The sequence below is a fragment of the Amycolatopsis sp. NPDC024027 genome (assembly GCF_040638975.1).
GTDB lineage: Bacteria > Actinomycetota > Actinomycetes > Mycobacteriales > Pseudonocardiaceae > Amycolatopsis.
Window position 1 is genome coordinate 185,342 of the sequence record NZ_JBEZYY010000003.1, and the last position, 23,442, is coordinate 208,783.

A 23,442-nucleotide genomic window follows, 5' to 3' on the forward strand; every position below is an offset into this window, starting at 1 on the left:
CGGTGTCCATACCCGGAAGCGGCAGCGCGACCAAATGCCGCCGAACAGCCCATATTCGACCGGCATCCGGTGGTGAGGACGGAGGCGGAGACATGTCTCCAGTCGGGAGACGTATGATGTCTCCGGCCAGGACAACGCCTCGACGGTGTGCCCGCCCCCATTGGCCGGTGGCGCCGGTGACCACAATGGACACGGGTGATCCTTGCTGCGGCGCGGCGCCCACCGGGCTCCGGAAGTGGCCGAACGACGAGGCGCCCGCTGATCGGTCTTACGAGTCGCGCGACAGGTATTCGGTCCAGCCGCGCGCAGCTTGCAGCAATCCTTCGTGGGAGGCGTCGTCGAAGGCGCGCAGCTTCAGGAAGTGCTGCGTGATCGTCAGGCCGAGGATGCCGCTCACGGCGATCAGGGCGCGCAGGTGTGCGTCGTCGCCCTCCAGTGACCTGGCGAGGTTGTCGACGCGTTCGTCGAGGTAGGACCGCATCGTGTCGGCGGCTTCCGGCACCGTGAGCATGGACCGGACGAGTGCGCTCGTCTCCGGGGGCAGTTCGCGCAGCCGGTTGGCGAGGACCTCCAGCAGGTGCTCGGCAGCGCTCTCGGCGTCCTCGCTGGGCAGCTGGACCGCGGCGGTGAACAGGGCCGCCTTCGAGCCGTAGTGCTGCATCACCAGCGAAGCGTCCACGTCCGCCGCGGCGGCGATGCCCCGGATCGTCGCCCCCTCGAAGCCCCGGGTCGCGAATTCCTGCCTGGCGGCCTCGAGGATCCGCTGGGCGGTACGGGCGCGTTTCGCGGCGCGGGAGGTCTCCGTCATGGCTTCACTCTACAACCGTTGAGTGATTCGTGTACCGTCTCGCTCAACGGCGGTTGAGCGGACTGCCCGGACCGGGAGGCCTGGCGTGGCACTGATCGCGATCGAAGAACACTGGAACCTGCCGGAGCTCACCTCGGCGGTGAAGGCGCTCCCGGAGGACCGCGGTGACCCGAGCGTCGTGCTCGACGAGCTGGGCGACAACCTCGAGCGCCTCGACGACCTCGGCGACGCCAGGATCGCCGCGATGGACGCCCAGGGCGTCGACGTGCAGATCCTCTCGCTGGCGCCACCCGGTACACACCCGCTGGAGCCGGCGGACGCGCGGACGCTCAGCAGGCGGGCCAACGACATCGCCGCCGAGGCCGTCGGCCGGCACCCGGCGCGGCTGCGGGCCCTCGCCACCCTGCCGATGGCGGATCCGGCGGCCGCCGGCGCGGAGCTCGAACGCGCGGCCGGTCTCGGGTTCGTCGGAGCGATGGTCTACGGGCGGACGGCCGAGACGCCGCTGGACGACCCGCGCTACGACGACCTGTTCGCCACCGCCGCGGCCCTGCGGCAGCCGATCTTCCTCCACCCGCAGATTCCTTCGCGCACGGTCCGCGAAGCCGTCTACCGCGGCTTCGACCCGATGACCGACCTGGCCTTGGCGACGTTCGGCTGGGGCTGGCACCTGGAGGCGGCGGTCGCCGCCTTGCGCCTGATCGTCCGCGGCACCTTCGATCGCCATCCCGGCCTGCAGCTCGTGCTCGGCCACTGGGGCGAACTGCTGTTGTTCTGGACCGACCGCGCCGACAGCCTCTCCGGCGTCGCGGGCCTGGACCGGAAGGTGTCGGACTACGTCCGCTCCCACATCCACGTCACCAGTTCCGGAATGTTCAACCCCGCGCTGCTGCGTCATGCCTTGGAGGTCACGACACCCGACCGGCTGCTGTTCTCGACCGACTACCCCTTCCAGAAGCCGGCCAAGACGGACATCGAGAAGTTCCTCACCGAGTTCCCGACCGACGAAGACCGCGACAAGTTCACCGCAGGCAACGCCTGCGCCCTGTTCGGCATCGACCTCACCTCACGGACGGAACAGCAATGACTTCTCAGGGGAATGGCTCACCCACCCGCGCGGTCGTTCTCGGCGGCGGCGGCATCGTTGGCGTCGCTTGGCAGACGGGCCTGCTCACCGGGTTGCGCGAAGCCGGCGTCGACTTGGCGGAAGCCTCGTCGATCGTCGGAACATCCGCGGGGTCCTGGTCGGGGCGCTGCTGTCGAGTGGCTGCGACGTCTCCGACGCGCTCGCCGTCCTGGCAGCAGTGGGGCACAAGCTGGACTTCGCCGTCCTGGCAGCAGGCGAGGAAAGCTTCCTGAGTGCGTCGCGCCAAGCTGTGCTCGCCGCCGACCCGCGGCAAGCGTTGCGAGCGATCGGTTCCGCGGTACGGGAAGCGACGACCACGCTCACCGAAGACGGATATCTCGGCCTGCTCGGAATCCTCGACGGTGTCGCCTGGCCCCCGGGGTTCCGCTGCACGGCAGCCGACACCGACTCAGGTGAGCTTGTCGTGTGGGGGCCGGAATCCGGGGTGCCGCTGCTGCACGCCGTCGCGGCCAGTTGCGTCGTACCGATGCTGTTCCCCGCCGTCACCATCAACGGAATCCGCTACATGGACGGCGGGATCGTCAACCACCTGAACGCCACGTTGGCGCCGCCGAGTGACGTTCTCGTGGTCGTATCCTGCCATCCTCTCGGAGGGCACGGTGGCGCCGCCGGCAGCGATCGATCCGCTTCGACGATCAGGGCGGACGCCGAAATGGCCCAGCTGCGCGAAAACACCAGGCTGGTGGCCGTCGAGCCCGACTTCGGCGACCTCGAGGCACCGGTGAAGATGCTGGACCCGGAGACGGCCGGCCGGGCGCTCCACATCGGCAGGCGCCAGGCCGAACGCGAAGCGGCAGCGATCCGGGCTGTCTGGGCTGCATGAAACGATTCAATCTACGTGACGCGGGTCGTCACCGTCAAGGTTCGTGGCAGACTTCGTGCATGGACGAGCGTCTCGCGGTGGAGCTGATCGCCCGGGCCCGGGCCGAGGCCGCGCGGCTGGCCGGCGCGCTCGCCCGGCAGCGGGACGGGATCGTGGCGGCGTCGGAGTTCACCAGCAACGACGACGAGCACGATCCGGAAGGTGTCACGATCGCGTTCGAGCGGGCGCAGGTCCAGGCCCTGCTGCGGCAGGCCCAGGACGACCTCGCCGACCTCGACCGCGCCGCCGGGCGCGTGCGCGCCGGCGTCTACGAAACCTGCGAACGCTGCGGGGAGTCGATCGCTGAAGACCGTCTCGTCGCCCTGCCGGCGACGCGGATCTGCATCACCTGCGCGAACAAGGCGCCGCGCTGAGCTGATCGAGTGCCTTCCCCGGCGTCATCCGGACAGGATCGACGCCGTTCCTTGTTTCCCTGCGACTGACGTTGTAAGAAGTCCCTCGGCTGATTGAAACGTTTTATGGCGTCAGGAGACGTTCATGCGCCGGTCGGGAACCTCGATGAAGAGGCAGGCTGTCGTCATCGCGCTCGTGCTCGCCGCGGCGGTCGCACCCACCACCGCGTCGGCGGAGCCCGCGCACGGCGGTCCGCTGCCGCCGACGTCGCTGCGTGCCGACGGCCAGGCGCCGAACGCGGTGGCAGCCAGTCCACAGCCGACGTTCGCCTGGACGGTGCACGACACCGGACGCGCGGAAACCCAGACGGCGTACGAAGTCCGTGTCGACGGACCGCGGTCCCACTGGGACTCCGGGCGCGTGCCGTCGGCGAACTCGGTCGACGTCGCCTACACCGGACCGGCGCTGGACAGTGACCGCACCTACCAGTGGTCGGTGCGGACCTGGAACAGCGAAGGCCGGCCGTCGCCGTGGTCGGTGCCCGCGCGGTTCGACACCGGCCTGCTCCGGCCCGCCGACTGGACCGCGTGGTGGCTGCAGGCCGACGACGGTGCGCTGGTCCGGGGCAGCTTCGACGTCACCAAGCCGGTCGCTCGTGCCCGGCTGTACTTCGGCGCCCAGGGTGTCGCCGAGCCGCACCTCGACGGCGCCCGCGTCCAGCCGGACCGGGTGCTCGACTCCGCGGTGACCGACTACGCCGCCCGCGTGCTCTACCGCGCCCTCGACGTCACGAACCTGGTCAAGCCCGGCCGCAACGCGCTCGCGTTCATGGCCGGGAAAGGGCAGTACACCGGCCGCCCGGCGCTCGTCGCTCAGCTGAACGTCACCTACACCGACGGCTCGGTGGCGCGCTTCGGCACCGGCCCCGGCTGGAAGACCCACGCCGGCCCGGTCACCGGCGACGACTTCTACTACGGCGAAACCTATGACGCCCGCAAAGAGATTGCGGGCTGGGACACGGCCAGGTTCGACGCCGGCGCCTGGCCCGCCGCGCTCGCCGTCGCCCCGGCCTCCCACCGCCGGAGCCTGGCGCAGGGCAAGCCGGTCACCGCGTCGGACACCACCACCTGCTGCGGCTGGTCCCCGGCGGCCGCGACCGACGGGATCGACGGCTCGAGCGACGTGTCGGAGGGCTACCACTCCGCCATCGATGCCAGTGCCGACAACACGAAGTGGGCGCAGGTCGACCTCGGCTCGGCGCAACGCCTCGGCTCGGTGACGCTGTTCCCGGCGCGGCCGACCAACGACCCCGCGGGGGACTTCGCCGGGGCAGGCTTCCCCGTGCGCTACCGGGTCGAGGTCGGCGACGATCCGGCGTTCGCCACGGCGACGACCGTCGCCGACCGCACGGACGCCGACCAGCCCAACCCGGGCACCACGGCCGTCACCCTGCCCGCGGACGTGACCGGCCGGTACGTGCGGGTGACGGCGACGAAGCTCGCCTGCGCCGGCCCGAGCTGCACCTTCCGGCTGGCCGAGATCGGCGTCTACGGCCCGAACCCGGCGGTGGTCGACAGCGGCATCACGCAGCTGCGGCCCGACACCACCCCGCCGTCCCGGATCGTCGCGAACTTCAAGCCGGTGAAGGAAACCCGGCCCGCGCCGGGCGTGCGCGTGTACGACTTCGGCCAGAACCGCACCGGCCAGGCGACCCTGCGGGCCGCGCAGCCCGCCGGGACGACGGCGTCGCTGAAGAAGGGCGAGATCCTCGACGCGAACGGCCGCGTCACGACCGCGAACATCAGCTTCGACGGCTCCGAGCCGCCGCGCCAGACCGACCACTACACCTTCAGCGGCACCGGCACCGAGACCTACCTCCCGCACTTCGACTACGCAGGCTTCCGCTACGCCGAGCTGACCGGCGTTCCCGACGACGCCGCGGTGACCGTGACCGCGCAGGAGATCCACACCGACGTCGCCTCGACGGGCCGGTTCGACACCTCGGACCCCGGGCTGGACAAGATCCAGGCCGCCGTCACGCAGACCCAGCTGAACAACCTCGAGTCGATCCAGATGGACTGCCCGACCCGGGAGCGGCACGGCTGGCTCGGCGACGCCGCCGACTCCGACCAGGAGGCGATGGCCAACTTCGAGATGCAGGCGTTCTACACGAAGTGGCTCGGCGACATGGTCACCAGCCAGGGTGCCGACGGCAGCCTGCCCTCGGTCGCGCCGGTCAACGGCCGCGCGGACTGGCTCACCGATCCCGCGTGGGGCACCGCGTACCCGCAGATCATCTGGGACTCCTACACCCAGTACGGGAACACCCGGCTGCTCGCCACGCACTACGACCACGTCAAGGCGTGGGTCGACTACCTCGGCACGATCAGCGACGCCGACCACGTCGTCGTCAACCCGCCGACGTCGTGGGGTGACGACTGGCTCTCGACGGTCAGCACCCCGCACGGCTACTTCCAGACTGGCTTCTCCTACCTCGACGCGACGCTGCTGGCGAGGATGGCGGCGGTACTGGGCAAGCAGGCCGACGCCACGAAGTACAACACGCTGGCGAGTCGGATCTCGGCCGGCTTCCTCAAACGCTTCTACTCCGCCGAGACCGGCGTCTTCGGCACCGGGACCCAGCTGTCCTACGCCCTGCCGCTCGTGTTCGGGCTCGTTCCGGCCGGTCGCGAGCAGTCCACAGTGGACCATCTCGTGGCTGACATTGCGGCGCACCAGAACCACGTCACGACCGGGTTCGTCGGCACCACGCTGGTGTTCCAGGCGCTCGGCAAGTACCAGCGCAACGACGTGGCGCTCGCCATCGCGCAGCGCACCGACTACCCGAGCTTCGGCTACATGGTGAACCAGGGCCCGGGGACGATCTGGGAGAAGTGGGACAACTCCTCGGCGCCGGACGGCACGTCGTCGAAGGACCACATCGGACTCGGCGGCGCCATCGGGCAGTGGTTCCAGCAGCAGCTCGCCGGGATCCAGCCCGGCATTCCCGGCTGGCGCGAGTTCACGCTCGCCCCCGCCGTCGCCGGGGACCTCACGCACGTGACGGCGTCGCAGCAGACCGTCCGGGGGACCGTGGTCAGTTCGTGGCAGCGGAACGGCAGCACGCTCATTTACCACGCGACGGTTCCGGTCGGGGCGAAGGCGACGATCCGGCTGCCGCTGCTGGGTGGCAAGCAGTCCAGCGTGCGCGAGAGCGGACGGACGATCTTGGCCGACGGCCACCCGGCCCAGCCCGACCCCGGCCTGATGGTCGGCCGGGCCGACGACGAAACGCTCACCCTGACCGCCGGTTCGGGCGACTACACGTTCACCGTCACGCCGCCGCGCACGCCGTTCACCCGGCTCGCGCTCACCACCGGCACCGTCCCGGCGATCACCGCGGGCAGCAGCGGTGACGTCCCGGTGGTCGTCGAAGGCCGGTCTACAGTGGACACGCGGGCGACGCTCGGTGCGCAGGTTCCTCCGGGCTGGACGGCGACGGCGCCCCGGATTCCGCTGACTCCGGCCATGTCCGAGACGCCCGGGAGGGTGCGGATCACCGTGCCCGCCGGGGTCGTGAGCGGGCTGTACCCGGTGACGCTGACCGTGAAGGCGCCTCGCGGGGGAGAGGCGCAGACGACGGTGAACGTGCCGGTGTTCGGCAGCTGGGCGAGCGGCACGACGGCCTCGGCTTCGAGCGAGCACGCGCCGAACGTCGTCAACGGTGCGACCCGCACATACCTCGCGTCGAACGCGATCGACCACGATTTCGCGACGTTCTGGAACGACGACACCGACGGCCGGTACCCGGACACCCTCACCGTGACGGCGCCGGCCGCGACCGTGCTGACCGGCGTCGGCTTCGCCTCCCATGCCGACGGCGTCCCGACCGACTTCACCGTGCAGACCCGGAACGGCGCCCAGTGGGTAGACCAGGTCCACGTGGTGGGTGATGCGGCGGTCTCCCGGTGGATTCCGTTCCCCGCGCCGGTGACCACGGCTCAAGTGCGGATCGTCGTCGCGGCCGCGCAGAACAGCTTCACGAGGATCGCGGAGGTGACGCCGTGACAGGCGGTCGGCGACCGACGCGGCGGCCGGTGGCCCCTCGACCGCGAGCCGGCCGGTGCCGATGCGGCCGTCGCTGAGCACGTCGAGCGTGGTCAGCAGCCGGGCGAGGTGTGGTCCGTGGGTCAGATGGGTGCTGTCCACGGCTCTTGAGGAGGCCGCCACGCCCGCCTTGGCCTGCGCGTTGTCACCGGCGAGGAAGACGTCGGGCCGGCCCTTCTCCAGGACGGCGCGAACCGTCGTACAACAGAGCCGTGATGACGATGTCCCCGGCCGGGACGGCGCCCCACTTGCCTGCCGTCGCGCCGCCGCCCAGGGCTCTCGTCCTGTTTCCCGGCGGGTGGTTCAGAGGGCGGTGGTGCCGCCGTCGGTGACCAGCTCCAGGCCGTTGACGTAGCTGGAGTCGTCGGAGGCGAGGAACAGGGCGACGGTGGCGATTTCTTCGGGGCGGCCCATCTTCCCGCGCGGGATGAGGGATTCGAATGCGTCCTTCGTCGCCTCGTCGAACAGTTCTTCCTGCTTGGCGGTGGCGACCTGGCCGGGCGTCAGGACGTTGACCCGGATCTTGCGGTCGCGCAGTTCGTTGAGCCAGACGCGGGCCCAGGCCTGCTGAACGGCTTTGCTTCCCGCGTACAGGCTCCAGCCCGGGAAAGCGCCGAGAGAGGCGTTGGATCCGGTCATGAAGATCGAGCCGTGGTCGTTGAGCAGCGGCAGGGCCTTCTGCACGGTGAACAGGGTGCCGCGCGCGTTGAGCGAGAAGGCGCGGTGGAACTGTTCCTCGGTGATCTCGCCGAGGACGGCGGGTTCACCCATCCCGGCGCTGGCCCACAGCACGTCGATCGAGCCCTTTTCCCGCTTGACCGTGTCGTACAAGCGGTCGAGGTCGGCCAGGTCGGCCGCGTCACCCTGCACGGCGGTGACGTTGCGGCCGAGCGACTCGACGGCGTCGTCCAGTGCTTCCCGCCGCCGGGCCTGGATGAAGACGTGCGCTCCTTCCTCGACGAACAGTTTGGCGCCGGCCAGCGCCATGCCGGTCGAGCCGCCGGTGATCACCGCTACCTTGCCGTCGAGCTTTCCCACGATCACTCCGTTCGTTAACTACACCAATCTGTGTACTTAACGTACTCGACGACCGGCCGGGCCGCAAGCTAGGTACACCGATCGGTACCGAACGGGCTATGCTGGAGACATGACGGAGTTGGAGAAGGGGCCGCTGGGCCGGCGCCGCGGCCGGGGTGCGCGCGAGCGCATCCTCGGTGCGTCACAGCAGCTGTTCCGCGATCAGGGCATCAACCGGACCGGCATGGACGAGCTCTGCGCCGTGGCCCAGGTGTCGAAGCGGACGGCCTACCAGCACTTCGCCGGCAAGGACGAGCTCGTCGCCGAATACCTGCGCCGATTCGATCCCGACGTCATGCCCGGGGTGTTCGACCGCACCGACCTCACCCCGCGCGAACGGCTCCTCGCCGCCTTCGAGATGCCCGCGTCCACGCCCTTGTGCCCCTACATCGCGGCGGCCGTCGAACTCCACGACCCCCAGCACCCCGCATCCCGGTACGCACGCGACTACAAGACCGCCATCGCCGCGCGGCTCACCGAAACCGCCCGCGAAGCCGGCGCCACCAACCCCGAACAGCTCGGCGAACAACTGGCCCTGCTCATCGACGGCGCCTCGGCCCGCACCCGAGTCCTCGACAGCGACTCCTTCCCGACCGCCGCCGCCATCGCCGCGGTCCTCATCGACAACGCCATCCCCGCGTCACCTCCCCGGTAGCCCGGCGCGGCTGGAACGCCGGCGGGCCACGGCCTTGGAGATCGCCGGCTCCACGGCTGACCCGGTCACCACGGTCCACGGTCCGGCATACTCACCCAGGTGATCCCGGCCGCGCAGTTCGACACAGGACGACAGCGGCTGTTCGGACTGGCCTACCGGCTGCTGGGAGTCGCGGACGAGGCCGAAGCCGCTGTCGAGGACGCCTACCTGAGCTGGGAACGAGCGGACCGCGGGGCGACCACGCACCCCGAACTTTGGTTGACGAAAGCCGTCACCCGGCTCTGCCTCGATCGGCTTGGCGCGGTGCGCGCGACCCGCGCGCGCGACCTCGGCCCGTGGCTGCCGGCGCCGGTCCTGACCACCGCGCTGGGTCCGCTGTCAACGGCCGAGCAGCGCGACTCGGTTTCTCTCGCCCTGCTGGTCCTGCTTGAACGCCGGACGCCGCACGAACGGGCGGTGTTCGTGCTGCGCACCGCTTTCGGGTACAGGTACCGCGCGATCGCGGAGTTCCTGGAGCTGTCGCCGGGCAACTGCCGACAGCTCTATCACCGCACGACACGGCATCTCGCGAACCGGGGCTTGTCTTGCCAGCCGGACCGCGCCGGGCGGGTGCGCCTCGCCGAGCAGTTCCTCGTGGCGATCAAGGCCGGCGACCTGGCCGGTCTCGAAGCGATCTTGGCCCAGGACGTCACGGTGTGGGCCGATGGTGTCCGCCGTGTCGCCACCGCGCGTACTCCCGTTGTCGGCCGGGACGATGTTGTCCCCTACCTCGTCGCGGCCTTCCGGAAGATCTCGGCGCCCGTCAGGTTCGGGCTCGCCGAGGTGAACGCGAGCACGGCGATACTTGCGGCAGCAGGAGGGACGCTGCTGGCCGTGGTGGCGCCGGAGATCGACGGCGGCCGGATCGTCGGCCTGCGTATCGTCGCCAGCCCGGAGAAGTTGTTGTTCGTGGCCCATGGGTTGTCAGCTCGAACGGGGCGCGTGCCGGTTCTCGACGAGGAACGCAGAAGGGACTGCTGAGGAACCAAGGACGCCACCGTCTTCGTCATCGACAAGGTGCTCACCCCTCGGCACCAGCAGCACCCGCAACGCTGGGCGAACCGGTGCCGAGGGCGCTGTTCCCCGACGGAGAACCCCGCCGTGCGTCTTTACCCGGGCAGCGTGGCCTTCGACGTCACGGTTCGCAGCGCGCCCCGCAGCAGCCGGGCGATCTGCGGGGACGTCCAGCCGGTGCGTGTGGCGAGTTCGGCCGTCGTGAGGTGGTCCACCGCCGTCGACCACAAGGCGAAGCGCTGGCGGGGCGGGAGCAGCGTCACTTCGTCGAGCAGTACCGCGTCCCTCAGGGCCGCCTCCAGCCGTGGCCGGTCGACCCGCCGGCCCAGGTCGGCGCGCAGCTCCGTCAGGACGCGTGCGCGCACCTGCCGTCCGGCGTCCACGCCCGCCCGTGACTCGGTGACATCCGGCTGTGCACACAGGATTCGGCTGCACAACGTGGCACTCGTCCGCCGGGAATGACCGGTCTGGCACGCGACCCGGTAGACCAGCGTCAGCATCCGGCCGGGCAGATCGACCTCCGCGGACTGCCACTCCGGCACCGGGCCGGCCGTCATCCGGTCACCTTCGGCCGCGCTGAATCCGCCGGCAGGTGCTCCAGCAGCCAGACGAGTTCCGCGGCGTCGATGATCCCGGCGTCCGCGGCGCGGACCCAGGCGTCGGCCGCTCGCCGGATGAACTCGTGGGTGATGAGGGGTTTCTTCGTGTCCTGGACGCTGGTCATCAGCTGCTCCCGGTGGGCGGGTGACGCGTGTTCGGCCACCGGGGTCCGGGGTTGCCGCGAGGTGCTGCTCTTGACGAATCGTAGGCCGACTTCCGCCGGGGAGCGAATCCGGTGACCGACATTCCGCACCCCTCCAGCGGGAGTCGGGCCGGGTGCGCCCGAAGTTTCGCCTCGCGACCGGGTTCAGCTGAACGGACCAATACTAACCCGGTTGGGGGATGGAAAAGCTGGATGGTTGGTCTCTTCGGCGCAGTTGATGTGACACAAGGCCCTAGCCGTCACCCGGCTTGGAGCGGACGCTCGGAATACGGAGAGCAACACGCGGGTGGCGTGTGGAGTTGTCACACTGCTTCCGCGGCGCTGGGGCTCAGTCGCACGTGGTGCTTGCCGCTGCCGAGTCTCTCCGGCCCATGACCGTTTCCCCTGATTCACAAGTGCATGAAGGAGCCATCGTGGTCGCCCATCATTATCCCCGCGGTCCGGATCTGTTCGCCGGACTCGGTTCCGGCAAACGTCAACAGGCCCAGCACGTCGAGGCGAACCGTCGCGTCGATCCGGTGTTCGTCGATCCGAGCGGGCGCCGGCGGCTGCTGGTCCGCGGTTCGGCCGGAGTGCTGGCCGTCGCCGGAGTCGCGTTCATCGCCGGTACCGGCCTGTTGCTGGCCAACCAGCCGGCGACGTCCGCCTCCGGCGACGCCGGGTCGAATTCCGTACCGGGCGGTCACCTGGCCGCGCCGGGTGCGGAACAGCCGGCCGCCGGCGCGGGAGAGAAGCAGTCGCCGGGGACGGGCCGGAGCTTCGGCCCGCAGATCGCCATCCCGGTGAACGTCCTTCCCCTGTCCCCGGTGGCGGGCGGCAACGCGCCAGGAGGACAGCAGCCGGTAGCAGGCGGCGCCGCTCCCGGGGGACATCAGCCCGCAGGCGGAGCGCAGATTGGCACGAGCGGGCCCGCAGCGGCGGTACCCCAGCAGCCGGGCAACCAGGCGGCCGTCGGCCAGGCGCCGGCGAACCGGGCCGATCCCGTTCAGCCGGCGCGGCCGGTAGCCGTGGTCCCGCCGGTAGCGGTGGTTCCGCCCGCAGTCGTGCAGCTGCCTGCTCCGGCGGCGGTGGCGCCGGTCGTGTCCGTCGTCCCACCCGTGCTCGAGGTCGTCGAGGGCGTGGTCGCACCCGTGACCGGGGCGGTCGGCTCGCTTCTCGGTAACCTGCTGTGACCGGGCGCCGGAGGTGGCGAGGCCGCCTCCGGCTGCCTTGGGTGTTCGCGGGCATCGCGGTGGCCCTGCTGTCGGTGATGCTCGTCATCGCGGGCCTGGCGAGCTCTCAGGTCAGCAACGACGCCAAGGCGCACGACCCGGTGGGCACCTCGTCGGTGCCTGCCGCGGTGATCAACGGTGGCGCGGTGGTCGACGCGACCCGCTCTCCGGTGGTCTCGCGGGCGCCGGCCGCCAAGACCGTCGCACTGACCTTCGACGACGGACCCGATCCGACCTGGACTCCCCAGATCCTCTCCATCCTGCGCAAGCACCAAGTGCCCGCGACGTTTTTCGTCGTCGGCTCGATGGCTTCGCGCCATCCGGAACTCGTCCGCAGGATCCACGACTCCGGTTCGGAGATCGGGCTGCACACCTTCACCCACCCCGACCTGGTGGACGTCTCCCCGTGGCGGCTGGACCGGGAGCTGGACCAGACGGAAATGGTGCTCGTCGGCAGCACCGGCCTGACGACCAACCTCTTCCGGCCGCCGTACTCCTCCAGCGTCTCCGCTGTCGACGATCTCGGCTACCGCACCGTGCAGTCCGCGGCCGCGCGCGGCTATCTCAGCGTGTTCACCGACACCGACAGCGATGACTGGGCCCGGCCGGGGGTCGCGGCGATCGTGCACAACGCCACGCCGCCCTCGGACGCGGGTTCGATCGTGCTGCTGCACGACGCCGGCGGCGACCGGTCAGAGACGGTCGCGGCACTGGACCTGCTGATCCCGCGGCTACAACAGCAGGGCTACCGCTTCACCACCGTCACCGCCTCGGTCGGGATGGCCCCGGCCAACCAGCCCGCCACCGCCCGGGACCGGGTGACCGGTGAGGTCCTGCTGGGCGCCATCGATGCTTCCCTCGCCGTGGTCGCCTGGCTGCAGTGGATCCTGCTGGGCGTCGGCGTGCTGGTGATCGTCCGCCTGCTGCTGATGCTCGTGTACGCGGGCAGGCACGCCAGGCAGCGCCGCCATCCGCGCTGGAGCTGGGGACCACCGGTGACCGAACCGGTCTCGGTCATCGTGCCCGCTTACAACGAGTCGGTCAACATCGAGGTGGCGCTGCGGTCCATCCTGGCCAGTGACCACCCGGTGGAGATCGTGGTGGTCGACGACGGGTCCACCGACGGCACCGCCGACCTCGTCGAAGCTCTCGAGCTGCCCGGAGTACGGGTCGTCCGCCAGCGCAACCAGGGCAAGGCGGCCGCGCTGAACGCCGGGATCGCGCAGGCCCGGCACGACCTGGTCGTCATGGTCGACGGCGACACCGTGGTCGAACCCACCACCGTCCGGCGCCTCGTGCAGCCCTTCGCCCGGCCCGGGATCGGTGCGGTGTCCGGCAACGTGAAGATCGTCAACCGCGACACCTTCCTGACCAGGCTGCAGCACATCGAATACGTCATCGGGTTCAGCGTGGACCGCCGCATGCACGACCTGACCGGGTCGATCTGCACGATTCCGGGCGCCGCGGGCGCGTTCCGGCGTGCTGCGATCGCCGATGCCGGCGGCGTGAGCTCGCTGACCCTGGCCGAGGACACCGATCTGACCATCGGGATCGGCCGCGCGGGCTGGCGCATGGCCTATGTGGACGATGCGGTCGCCTGGACCGAGGCCCCGGCGACCCTGCGGCAGCTGTGGCAGCAGCGGTTCCGCTGGACCTACGGCACGATGCAGTCGGTGTGGCGGCACCGCCGGGCGGTCGTCCAGCGTGGCGCGGCGGGCCGCCTGGGCCGGTTCGGGCTCCTGCACGTCCTCGCGTTCCAGATCGTGCTGCCGGTGACCGCACCGCTGATCGACGTGTTCTTCGTCTACGGGCTGTTCTTCCTCGACCCCGGGACGACGCTCGTGCTCTGGCTGTCGGTGATGCTGCTGCAGAGCGCGGGCGCCGCGTACGCCTTCCACCTCGACGGCGAGCCGAAAAGCGCGTTGTGGCTGATCCCGATGCAGCAGCTGGTGTACCGCCAGCTGATGTACGTGGTCCTCATCCAGTCACTGGGCGCGGCGGTGTCCGGAATTCTCGTGCGCTGGCAACGGATGCACCGCATCGGTGCGCTGCGGGCCACCGTGCGGGCCGAGGTGGCGCCCGCCGAGCCGGTCGAGCCTCGGGTCGCTCCGGCCGACGAACCCTCGCCGCCGGGGCGCCGGGACCGCTGGCTCGACAGCCTGCGCGCGGTCGCGCTCGTGCGGGTCGTGCTCTACCACGCCACGGGCTGGGGGTGGCTGAGCCTCGTCTTCCCGTCCATGGGCGTGATGTTCGCGCTCGGCGGTTCCCTCATGGTGAGCTCACTGCGCCGCACACCCGCGGTGGACGTCGTCGGCCACCGCATCCGCCGGCTGTTGCCCCCGCTGTGGCTCTTCGGCCTGGTCGCCGTCGGGCTGATGCTCGCGCACGGCTGGGCGCGCGACACCGGTGACCTCGCCCTGAGCTGGCCGCAGATGGTGCTCTGGGTGTTCCCGATCCTGGACCCGCCGGGCAGTCTCTGGGGTGCGGACTTCACGGTGGTGCTGTGGTACCTCCGCGCCTACCTGTGGTTCGTGCTGCTCAGCCCGGTGCTGTTGCTCGCGTTCCGCCGCCGTCCGGTCGTCACCGTGCTCGCCCCGCTGGCCTTCGTCGCGGCGGATGCCGTGCTGGGCTCCCCGCTGACCGATTCGGGGCCGGTCGGCGAGGGCGTGCTGGACTTCGTCACCTTCGGGGCGTGCTGGGTGCTGGGGTTCGCCCACCGTGAAGGCATGCTTCGCCGGATCCACCCGGCCGTGCTGGCGGGACTGTTCGCCGTCGCGGTCGGGCTGGGCGCCTGGTGGACGGCGGGGCACCCGCTGCCGGACGGGACGTTCGACCTCAACGAGATCCCGCTCGGGCAGGCGTTGATCTCCGCCGCCGCGATCCTCGTGTTCCTGCGGGTGTCGCCCAAGCTCGCCTGGCTGGACCGGACGCCGGTGCTCGGCCGGCTGGTCACCCTGCTCAACGCCCGTGCGGTGACGATCTACCTGTGGCACAACGTCGCCATCGACCTGTCCTACCCCGTCGACGACCGGCTCGGCTGGTCTTCGCGGCCGGTTCAGCTGGCGACATCGGCCGTCCTCACGGCCGTGGCCGTCCTCGCCTTCGGCTGGGTCGAGGACCTGGCGGCCCGCCGTCCCCTGCAGCTCCTTCCCGGTGGCCGCCGGAAGCCGGTCGTTCCCCCGCGCGCGGTCGTTCCCGCGAACACCTGACGATTCTTGTGGTGCCGGTCCTGTCCCGTTTGGTACGTGAGGTCACCGGGAATCCGGACCGGGTAGTGAACACGTGGTCGCCCCAGTCCCCGGCGCCAAGATTCGGAAGAGGGCTTCCATGGTTGTATCTCCGGAGAGCGTCGACGTCGGCGTTCGCGCGAAGTCGCGTAACGACTTCACTGATCTCGTTCACCTCGTGCGGGGTGAAGGCCTGCTTGACCGTCGCCACGGTTACTACGCGGTGAAAATCAGTCTCACGCTGCTGGCGCTGGCCGGCGGGTGCGTGGCGTTCGCGGTGCTGGGCGATTCGTGGTGGCAGCTGACCACCGCGGTCTTCTTCGCGGTCGTGTTCGCCCAGATCGCGTTCCTCGGCCACGACGCCGGCCACAACCAGATCTTCCGCACCGGGCAGGCCAACGACCGCGCCGGCTACGCGTTCGGCGGCCTCGTCGGGATGAGCTACGGCTGGTGGATGGGCAAGCACCGACGCCATCACGCCAATCCCAACCACGAAGGCGACGATCCCGACATCGACATCCCGCTGCTCGCCTTCACCCGGGGGCAGTCGGCCGAGAAGAGCGGGTTCGTGCGCTGGACTTCGAAGCACCAGGCGGCCCTGTTCTTCCCGTTGCTGCTGCTGGAAGGGCTGAGCCTGCACTGGGCCGGCATCCAAGCGGTGTGGCGCGGCGAGGTCAAAGCCCGTCGGCTCGAGGCGGTGCTGCTGGTCGCCCACGTCGGTGGCTACCTCGCTGCGGTGTTCGTGGTGTTGTCCCCGCCCGTGGCGGTCGCGTTCATCGCGGTGCACCAGGGTCTGTGGGGTGTCTACCTGGGCTGCTCGTTCGCACCGGGCCACAAGGGCATGCCCACCTACACCGACAAGACCCAGCTCGACTTCCTGCGCAAGCAGGTGCTCACCAGCCGCAACGTCCGCGGTGGTCCGTGGGTCGACTTCGCGCTCGGCGGGCTGAACTACCAGATCGAGCACCACCTGTTCCCGAGCATGCCGCGGGCCAACCTGCGCCGCGCGCAGCCCCTGGTTCGTGCGTTCTGCGCCGACCACGGGATCGACTACGCCCAGTGCGGGCTGCTGAAGACCTACCACTACGTCCTGCAACACCTGCACGACGTGAGCGCGCCACTCCGCGCGAAGAGCGCACTCGCGCGGTAGCCCGCGGGCTGGTAACGGCCGGCCCGTTGGTCCAGCACGACCCCCGCCGGCCGTGGCCCGCGGGGGTCGTGCTGGTCGTGCTGGTCGTGCTGGGGGTGTTACAGCGGTAGGAGGGGGAGGAGGACGGCGCCGGCGGCGCTGGTGATGGCGACGACGGCGCCGTTGACGATGCCGACGACGGAGTCGAGCAGGCCGCCGATGATGACGATGCCCATGATGGGTTCTCCTTTGTTTCGGGTGGATCCGGTTTTCGGTTCGCGGGTCCGGCGCGAGGGGTCAGCCGGTGCAGTTGGGGACGGCGGGGACGCTGCCGACGCAGTTGTTGGGCGTGTTGGCGGTGATGGGGGCGTTGGTGGTCGTCATGGTGCCGCCCTGGCGGTAGACGCCGCCGGAGTTGCCCAGGAGCAGCAGTGCGTGGTTGTCGGTGACGGCGGTTTGGGTGAGGGTGGTGGCGGTGGAGTTGATCGTGGAGATGCCGCCGCCGCGGCCGGCGTTGTTTCCGGTGATGAACAGCGGGCTGCCGGAGACGCCCGTGACGGAGAGGGTGCCGCGGAGGCCGTTGTAGATGGCGCCGCCGTCGCCGAGGAGGGTGGTGTTGCCCGACAGTGGGCTGTTGGTGAACGTGGCGGCCGGTGCGGTGCCGGTGGGGGTGTCGTTGTTGGCGAGGCCGCCGCCGTTGCCGGTGGCGGTGTTGCCGGTCAGACTGCTTCCGGTGAGGGTGACCGCGCCGCGGTTGAGGATGCCGCCGCCGTCGCCGACGACGTTGCCGCGGGTGAAGGCGACTCCGGTGACGAGGGTCAGGTTGCCCGTCGGGCCGACTTCGGCGATCCGGAACATTCCCAGGCCCAGCAGCGAGGCGTTGGTGACGGTGGCGGGACCGGTCATCTGGATCGGGGTGGTGATGACCGGGAGCGCGTTGGCGGCACCGCCGTGGGCGGTGGTCATGCCGTAGGTGCAGCCACCCGCCAGGACGAGGGTGTCCGAGGTGGGCGTGGAGTTGGCCAGGTTCACCGCCGCGACGAGGGCGGTTTCGCTGCAGGCCACCGGAATGGTGATGGCCTGCGCTGCCGGGGCCAGCGCTATCAGGCCTCCGGTCGCGACGGTGGTTCCGAAGATGATTCCGGCTAGACCGTGGATGCGACGCATGACGTTTTCTTTCCTGGGGCACAATAGTGGCGGACTGCGACGCGGCGCGCCGGCAGCGGAATTCCGCACGGATCGACCCGATTCGCCGAACGGGCTGGGGTGGATTGGTCTACGAAAAAGACCTCGGCTCGTGATCTGCGCCGCAATCGTGGCGAGCAGGTCGATACCGAGGTCTGGGGTAGTGCGAGTAAACCTAACCCAGTCCGCCGGATGATCGGTACCGGGGTCCCCCAAATGGCGGCAGGCAAAGGGGTGCAGTTGCCACATCTGCAACGATGTGAATGGCGGACGGGCCCGCGCCGCGCGATTAATCGGATTCAGTGGAATTCAATGGTTGTCTGCGGATCCGGCTTCTCATATCGGCGGATATCCGCGCAGGGGAGTGAACTATCGTCTTTTGGTTGCCAAGTGTCCGTGACAGGGCGAGGGTGGGCCTCGGGAGTACTGGCGGACCCTGCCTCGGATATCCGGCACGGAAATGCCATCGTCAAAGTGGTTATCAGCCGCACTCCCGGTTCCGTGGCTTCAGCCCGGATCCACTCAACACCATGAAGGTTTTCCCATGAGATCAAGTGCACGTACCACCACGGCTCGCCGAACCCGTACCGGCCTCATCGGACTGGGTACCGCCGCCGGGTTCGCCTTGATCGTCCCTGGCGCGGCCCACGCCGACCCGGTCGGCTGCACCCGTGTCTTCAACGGTTCCGGTGACACCGTCACCTGCATCGCCGGCATTCCCTCCGGGCAGATCCTCACCGGTACCGCCGGCAACGACTTCGTCACCGTCACCGGTGGGCCCATGGGCGGCACCATCGACGCCTTGGCCGGCAACGACACGATCACCATGACCGGCACGACCGGCACCACGGGTGTTGCCGGTGGCGCCGGCGGAGCCGGCACGAGTACCAGCCCGGCCGGATTCGCCGGCGGGGCCGGCGCCGCAGGTGGCGTAGGTGGCCTTGCGCTGGCCAGTACCGGGACGGTCAACGGCGGAGACGGCGCCGACAGCGTCACCGCCGCCGGTGGCGCCGGTGGGACCGGTGGCCTCGGCGGGACCGGCGGAGCCGGAGTCCTCGGCGGAGCCGGCGGTGCCGGTGGAGTCGGCGGCGCGGGCGGAGCGGGCGGCCAGGCCGGCGTCGGCGCCATCCACGGCGGTCTCGGCAACGACACGGTGAAGGTCACCGGTGGCGCGGGTGGCGCCAGTGGCGCCGGTGCGCTCGGCGGCCCGAGCGGTCCGAGTGCCGGTACCGGCGGCGTCGGCGGCGTGGGGGGCGCGGGCGGCGTGGGCGGTATCGGTCTCGGCAGTTCGGGGCTCGTCAGCGGTGACGACGGTATCGACGGCATCACGGTGGCCGGTGGCGCCGGAGCCAATGGCAGCGCGGGTGGGAACGCCGGTGCGGGTCACGGCGGTGGCGCGGGCGGTTTCGGTGGCGTCGGCGGTGCGGGCGGGATCGGCAGTTCCGGTTCCGTCACCGGCGATGCGGGCAATGACACCGTGAAGGTCGACGGCGGGGGCAGCGGCCTCGGCGGGACCGCGGGCAAGGGCGGCAACGGCATCGGCGGTGGCCAGATCGGTGGCGCCGGTGGCGGTGGCGGTGCCGGTGGTGCCGGCGGCGTCGGCAACAGCGGGACCGTCAACGGTGGCCTCAACGACGACGGCATCACGGTGACCGGTGGCAAGGGGGCCAACGGCGGCACGGGTGGCGGCGGCGGCAACGGCTGCAACCCGGGCGCTGGTGGCGCTGGTGGCGCCGGCGGGACTCTCGGCGCCGGTGGCGTCGGCAGCTCCGGCACCGTGGCCGGTGGCGGCGGCACCGACGTCCTCGTGACGGCGAACGGCGTCGCCGGGTTCAACGGCATCGCCGGTGCGTCCGGCATCACGGTCGTGTGCTTCGCCTGAGCACGACTCTCGCTGAACCCAGCCCGGCAGGGGCGGCTCCGGCCGTCCCTGCCGGGCTGTTCGCCGTCCAGGCCGAGAAGCAGGCTGCTCACCGGTACGCGGTCACGCACCCGCTTCTTGGAGCCGGGCGACGAGGGCGTCCACCGGTACGGTGGCCAGGGCGACCCGGGTGTCGCTGCTGCCGTAGGGCAGCCAAAGCGTGCCGTCGTGGATCAGCCCGCCGCAGGAGTAGACGACGTTCGGGACGTAGCCGTCACGCTCGTCCTCGTCCGGCAGGAGCAGCGGCTCGGGGAGCGCGCCCACGATCCGGGCCGGGTCGGCGAGGTCGAGCAGCAGGGCGCCGATGGCGTAGGTCCGCATCGGGCCGACGCCGTGGGTGAGCACCAGCCAGCCCGCCGGCGTTTCCAGCGGCGAGCCGCAGTTGCCGACCTGCAGCAGCTCCCAGGCCGCTGTCGGGCCGTGCAGCGGCACTTCGCCGGACCAGGAACGGCCGTCGGACGAGGTCGCCAGGCTCATCGTTTCCCCGTCCCCGCGACACAACGCGAGGTGCCGGCCGCCGACGAGCCGGGGGAACAGCGCCATTCCCTTGTTGCGGGCCGCCGGTCCGGTGAGGGCGAACGCGCTGAACGACGTCAGGTCGGCGCTTTCCAGCAGCCGGGGTGTCACGGTGGCGCCGTTGTACGCGGTGTAGGTGGCCCGGTAACCGGCCACGCCGTTGTCGCCGGTGAAGCGGACGAAGCGAGCGTCCTCCATGCCGTGGCTTTCGGTCGCGCCGACCGGCCACAGCAGCCGTTGCGCGAGATCGGTGTCGCCGGGGAAGTTCACCGTGTAGCCGGAGGCGGCGAGTTCGCGGATGCGCTGGGTCGTGCCGGCCGCCCCGGCGCGTTCGAGCAGGCGGGGATCGAGTGTGGCGAGCGCGTGGTCGAGGTCGTACTGGCCGAAGGGATCGGGGAGGGTCGCGATCACGGTGGCGGTGATCTCGTTGTCGCAGTCGTCGTGGTTCAGGGCGGCGCGCAGCCACGAGCGGCTCCAGGAGTCCGGCTGGCGCTCGCCCGTGCTCACCGGCCCGGTCCGGGAATGCCACTCCGCGCGTGTCCCCGGCCCCAGAACGCCGGTGGCGAACCCGATCGAGGAAATGTGCCCTTCGCCGATCCCGCGCAGGCTGAGTACCACTCGCGCCTGCCCGGGCGACAGCCCGTCCTGCCGGGGGTGCGCCACCAGGGACGGATTGCACAGCGCAGCCGCCTCGACCGCGTACTCGTGCGTGAAGTACGCACCGAGGAGCAGCCGGCGCCGGGCGTCGAGAGAGCGCGGATCGACGAGCCGGTGGCTCATGATCGACGCGTGGTGTTCGAGCACGGCGAGCAGATCCCGGTGGCGGCCGGAGAAGCCGGCCAACACCCGGTCCACTGTGGACTTGACCGAGCTTTCCGGCAGGGCCAGGACCCGCGCGATCAACGCGGCCGCCCGCGACCGGGTCTCGGGTGCCTCCTCGCCGGGGACGAACAGCTTCGTCACGACCCGGGTGGGGTCGGGCCGGAGCCCGGCCGGGTGCCGGGTCGCCAGTCCCGCACTTTCGGCGGTCACGCCGCACCGACGCCGGTCAGCACGCCGGCACGCAGCCGCAGCAGTTGGAAGGTCGCGAGCATCGCCAGCATCGATTCGGCACCCTGGTTGCGGTTGACGCCGTCGGCGCGGAGCCCGTCGCCGCAGCCTCCGGTGTCCTGGTCCAGCAACGGCATGCCGGCGTCGTTGGCGCCCAGGAACCAATCGCGAGCCCGTTCCACAGTGGACGTCCAGCGCGCGTCGCCGGTGACGGCGTTGGCCCGGGCGCAGGCCGCCGCGAGCGCGGCCACCTCGATCGGCTGCTGGTCGAACCCTGGGGGCGACTGGTGTGGCGCCCAGCCGCCGGCGGGCACCACCGAGAGCCTGCCGTCCCTGGTCTGCCGGTCCACCAGCCAGTCCAGGGCACGCAGGCCGTCGGCGAGTGCGCCGGGGTCGGGCAGCACCGCACCGGCGGCGATCAGGACCTCGGCGACCGCGGCGTTGGCGTATTCCAGCCGGGGCTGCGGCCACGGCCAGTCCGGGCCGGAGGGGATCGGCCCGATCGTCGTGGCAGCGGCGGCGAGCAGCGCCCGCGCCGGCTCGTCCGCCGGGAACCGGGTGAGCACCTCGGCGGCGCCCAGCGCGGCGAACACCATGGCACGCTGGTCCGGAGACCGGCGGCGGGCTCCCGCGTCGAACAGCAGCCGCGCTTCGGCGCGCAGCCACCCGCGTCCGGCGTGTGCTGCCGTACTGCCGAGCCCCCAGAGCGCGCGGCCCCACCAGTCGCCGAGACCGGGGGCGTCCTGCCAGCCGCGGTCGTAGCCGAGCCGGTTGCGGAAACGGCCGTGTTCGTGCGCGTGCGCGGTGAAGGCGAAGAGCGTTTCCTGCAGCCGCGACAGCCGCGGGGTCAGGTCCTCCTCACGGCTCAGCACCACCAGGCCGCGAGCGACGTCGTCGAGGCAGTATCCGTGCTCGCGACGCGGGATGGCCCCGCACGCGTGCTCGAAGAGACCGACGTCGTCGGACATGCGCAGCAGGTGACGGTCGTCCAGCATCACGCCACGACCCGGGGCCGGGCGGAGGCGAGTTCGGCGCCGAGCCGGCTGTACTGCGCGGCCACCGACGCCCAGCCGAGGCTCCCGGCGGCGATCCCGGCGGCCGCGGCCATCCGGCCCGCCGCGGCCCGGTCGATGAGGATCTCGTGGAGCGCGTGCGCGATGGCCGCCGGATCCCGGTGGTCCACGAGCAGCCCCGCGCCGCCGGAGAGCAGCTCGACGGCGTGCGGGAAGCGGGTCGCCACCACCGGTGTCCGCGCGGTGACGGCTTCGATGAGCACCCCGGAGGTGACCTGGTCGCGGGAGTCGTAGGGCAGGAGGACTATTTCCGCCTGCGCCACCAGGCGCCGCAGCGACGCGGCGGCCAGGTAGCGGGAGTCGAACCGGACGCGGTCCCGCACGCCGAGCCGCTCGGCCCGGAGCATCAGCGCCCGGCGATAGCTTTCTCCCTGCTGCGCCTGCACTTTCGGATGGGTGCGGCCGGCGACCAGGTAACGCGGCTCCGGCCACTGGGCGGGCAGCAGGGCCATCGCCTCGATGCCCCATTCGATGCCCTTGCCGGGGCCGAGCAGGCCCCACGTCAGGATCTGGCGGTGCTGGCTGTGGTGCGGCGCGGCCGCCGGGCCACCGTTTTCGGGCGCGCCGTGCGGGATCACCACGAGCCGCCCGGCGGGGACGTCGTAGCCGGCGACGATCCGGGCGCGCGCGGTCTCGCTCATCACCACGATCGCGGCCGCGGCGGCGAGCACACCGTCGAGGACCGCGCGCTGGTGCGGTGTCGGCGCGCTGAGGACGGTGTGCAGCACGACGATGGCGGGCACACGCAGCAGTTCCAGGACGCGCAGGACGTCTTCGCCGTCCGGGCCGCCGTAAATGCCGTATTCGTGCTGGATGATCGCCACGTCGTCCCGGTCGAGCAGGGCCGCCGCCGCGCGGCAGCTCGCCGGCGAGCCGGCGACCAGGTCCCCGACCACTTCGGGGCCGCCGGTGGGAGCAGCGGACTCGACGGAGCGGACCACCCCGCCCGCGGAGCCCGGCGGCAACGCGGCGCGCAGCGAGGCGGTGAACGACGCGAGGCCGCAGAGCGTGGGCGGATAGGTACTCAGGAGACCGAACGTGATCACACGGGCCCTTCGGGTCGGCGGCTGCGCACGGCAGCCGGGAACGCGGTGAACGGTGCTGCCCGGAACTCACCGGGCGGGCCGTGCCGTTCGACGGGACGTCGCGCAGCCGCGGTGCGGGCGGTACGTCATCCTCGTGTCCGGGGCGACGCCGAGGTCATGCAGCGACTCTGTCTTCGTTGCGCGGCCTGGGCCTAGAGTCGTGCGACCTTTTTTCGAGGGGCGTTCGGCGGCCGGGGCCGGCGCGTGGGTGTGGCCGGC

18 protein-coding genes are annotated in these 23,442 nt (G+C 71.0%); 10 read left to right on the forward strand and 8 right to left on the reverse strand.

What is annotated here, in order from left to right:
* Window positions 1-268: 268 nt before the first annotated feature.
* Window positions 269-808 carry a TetR family transcriptional regulator gene (locus AB0F52_RS10105; RefSeq protein WP_360167227.1) on the reverse strand — a complete coding sequence of 180 codons (540 nt, stop codon included), beginning with the start codon at window positions 806-808 and terminating at the stop codon, window positions 269-271.
* Between the two features lie 85 nt (window positions 809-893).
* Here AB0F52_RS10105 and AB0F52_RS10110 point away from each other — a divergent pair, with 85 nt between their 5' ends.
* The 4 genes from AB0F52_RS10110 to AB0F52_RS10125 all read left to right on the forward strand — a co-directional run bounded on the left by AB0F52_RS10110 (window position 894) and on the right by AB0F52_RS10125 (window position 7,239).
* Window positions 894-1,895 (forward strand): amidohydrolase family protein, encoded by a 1,002-nt coding sequence (locus AB0F52_RS10110; protein ID WP_360167230.1) that lies wholly within the window; start codon window positions 894-896, stop codon window positions 1,893-1,895.
* 217 nt (window positions 1,896-2,112) lie between these two features.
* On the forward strand, window positions 2,113-2,778 hold the full coding sequence (locus tag AB0F52_RS10115) for a patatin-like phospholipase family protein (RefSeq protein ID WP_360167233.1): 666 nt from the start codon (window positions 2,113-2,115) through the stop codon (window positions 2,776-2,778).
* Between the two features lie 59 nt (window positions 2,779-2,837).
* Window positions 2,838-3,191: a TraR/DksA C4-type zinc finger protein gene (locus AB0F52_RS10120; RefSeq protein ID WP_360167236.1), complete on the forward strand. Its 354-nt coding sequence runs from the start codon at window positions 2,838-2,840 to the stop codon at window positions 3,189-3,191.
* Between the two features lie 145 nt (window positions 3,192-3,336).
* Window positions 3,337-7,239, forward strand: coding sequence for a family 78 glycoside hydrolase catalytic domain (locus tag AB0F52_RS10125; protein WP_360167239.1), 3,903 nt, complete (start codon window positions 3,337-3,339; stop codon window positions 7,237-7,239).
* 342 nt (window positions 7,240-7,581) lie between these two features.
* Here the strand turns inward: AB0F52_RS10125 and AB0F52_RS10130 are convergent, their stop codons facing one another.
* On the reverse strand, window positions 7,582-8,316 hold the full coding sequence (locus tag AB0F52_RS10130) for an SDR family oxidoreductase (RefSeq protein ID WP_360167242.1): 735 nt from the start codon (window positions 8,314-8,316) through the stop codon (window positions 7,582-7,584).
* A gap of 109 nt (window positions 8,317-8,425) precedes the next feature.
* Between AB0F52_RS10130 and AB0F52_RS10135 the strand changes: the two genes are divergently transcribed.
* Window positions 8,426-9,010, forward strand: coding sequence for a helix-turn-helix domain-containing protein (locus tag AB0F52_RS10135; protein ID WP_360167245.1), 585 nt, complete (start codon window positions 8,426-8,428; stop codon window positions 9,008-9,010).
* A 99-nt stretch (window positions 9,011-9,109) separates the two neighbouring features.
* Complete coding sequence (locus tag AB0F52_RS10140) at window positions 9,110-10,030, forward strand: sigma factor-like helix-turn-helix DNA-binding protein (RefSeq protein ID WP_360167248.1); 921 nt, start codon at window positions 9,110-9,112, stop codon at window positions 10,028-10,030.
* A 128-nt stretch (window positions 10,031-10,158) separates the two neighbouring features.
* On the opposite strand, the gene AB0F52_RS10145 is transcribed toward AB0F52_RS10140, so the two are convergent.
* Together AB0F52_RS10145 and AB0F52_RS10150 are read right to left on the reverse strand one after the other, a co-directional pair.
* Window positions 10,159-10,620 carry a hypothetical protein gene (locus tag AB0F52_RS10145; RefSeq protein WP_360167251.1) on the reverse strand — a complete coding sequence of 154 codons (462 nt, stop codon included), beginning with the start codon at window positions 10,618-10,620 and terminating at the stop codon, window positions 10,159-10,161.
* Window positions 10,617-10,787 (reverse strand): hypothetical protein, encoded by a 171-nt coding sequence (locus AB0F52_RS10150; protein WP_360167254.1) that lies wholly within the window; start codon window positions 10,785-10,787, stop codon window positions 10,617-10,619. The genes AB0F52_RS10145 and AB0F52_RS10150 overlap by 4 nt, the downstream gene beginning before the upstream one ends.
* A gap of 410 nt (window positions 10,788-11,197) precedes the next feature.
* On the opposite strand from AB0F52_RS10150, the gene AB0F52_RS10155 reads away from it, so the two are divergent.
* The 3 genes from AB0F52_RS10155 (at window position 11,198) to AB0F52_RS10165 (ending at window position 16,414) form a co-directional block, all read left to right on the forward strand.
* Window positions 11,198-11,998: a hypothetical protein gene (locus AB0F52_RS10155; RefSeq protein ID WP_360167257.1), complete on the forward strand. Its 801-nt coding sequence runs from the start codon at window positions 11,198-11,200 to the stop codon at window positions 11,996-11,998.
* 41 nt (window positions 11,999-12,039) lie between these two features.
* A complete protein-coding gene (locus AB0F52_RS10160; protein ID WP_360167260.1) occupies window positions 12,040-15,246 on the forward strand; it encodes a glycosyltransferase in 3,207 nt (1,068 codons plus the stop codon).
* Window positions 15,247-15,364: 118 nt separating this feature from the next.
* On the forward strand, window positions 15,365-16,414 hold the full coding sequence (locus tag AB0F52_RS10165) for an acyl-CoA desaturase (RefSeq protein ID WP_360167263.1): 1,050 nt from the start codon (window positions 15,365-15,367) through the stop codon (window positions 16,412-16,414).
* Between the two features lie 276 nt (window positions 16,415-16,690).
* Here the strand turns inward: AB0F52_RS10165 and AB0F52_RS10170 are convergent, their stop codons facing one another.
* On the reverse strand, window positions 16,691-17,560 hold the full coding sequence (locus tag AB0F52_RS10170; RefSeq protein WP_360167266.1) for a hypothetical protein: 870 nt from the start codon (window positions 17,558-17,560) through the stop codon (window positions 16,691-16,693).
* A gap of 478 nt (window positions 17,561-18,038) precedes the next feature.
* Between AB0F52_RS10170 and AB0F52_RS10175 the strand changes: the two genes are divergently transcribed.
* Window positions 18,039-19,460 carry a hypothetical protein gene (locus tag AB0F52_RS10175; RefSeq protein ID WP_360167269.1) on the forward strand — a complete coding sequence of 474 codons (1,422 nt, stop codon included), beginning with the start codon at window positions 18,039-18,041 and terminating at the stop codon, window positions 19,458-19,460.
* Window positions 19,461-19,562: 102 nt separating this feature from the next.
* Here the strand turns inward: AB0F52_RS10175 and AB0F52_RS10180 are convergent, their stop codons facing one another.
* From AB0F52_RS10180 to AB0F52_RS10190, 3 genes are read right to left on the reverse strand one after another with little or no spacing between them, the layout of a single operon-like run.
* Window positions 19,563-21,047, reverse strand: coding sequence for a glycoside hydrolase family 130 protein (locus AB0F52_RS10180; protein ID WP_360167272.1), 1,485 nt, complete (start codon window positions 21,045-21,047; stop codon window positions 19,563-19,565).
* Window positions 21,044-22,060 (reverse strand): hypothetical protein, encoded by a 1,017-nt coding sequence (locus tag AB0F52_RS10185; protein WP_360167275.1) that lies wholly within the window; start codon window positions 22,058-22,060, stop codon window positions 21,044-21,046. The genes AB0F52_RS10180 and AB0F52_RS10185 overlap by 4 nt, the downstream gene beginning before the upstream one ends.
* A complete protein-coding gene (locus tag AB0F52_RS10190; RefSeq protein ID WP_360167278.1) occupies window positions 22,060-23,184 on the reverse strand; it encodes a glycosyltransferase in 1,125 nt (374 codons plus the stop codon). The genes AB0F52_RS10185 and AB0F52_RS10190 overlap by 1 nt, the downstream gene beginning before the upstream one ends.
* Between the last annotated feature and the right edge of the window lie 258 nt (window positions 23,185-23,442).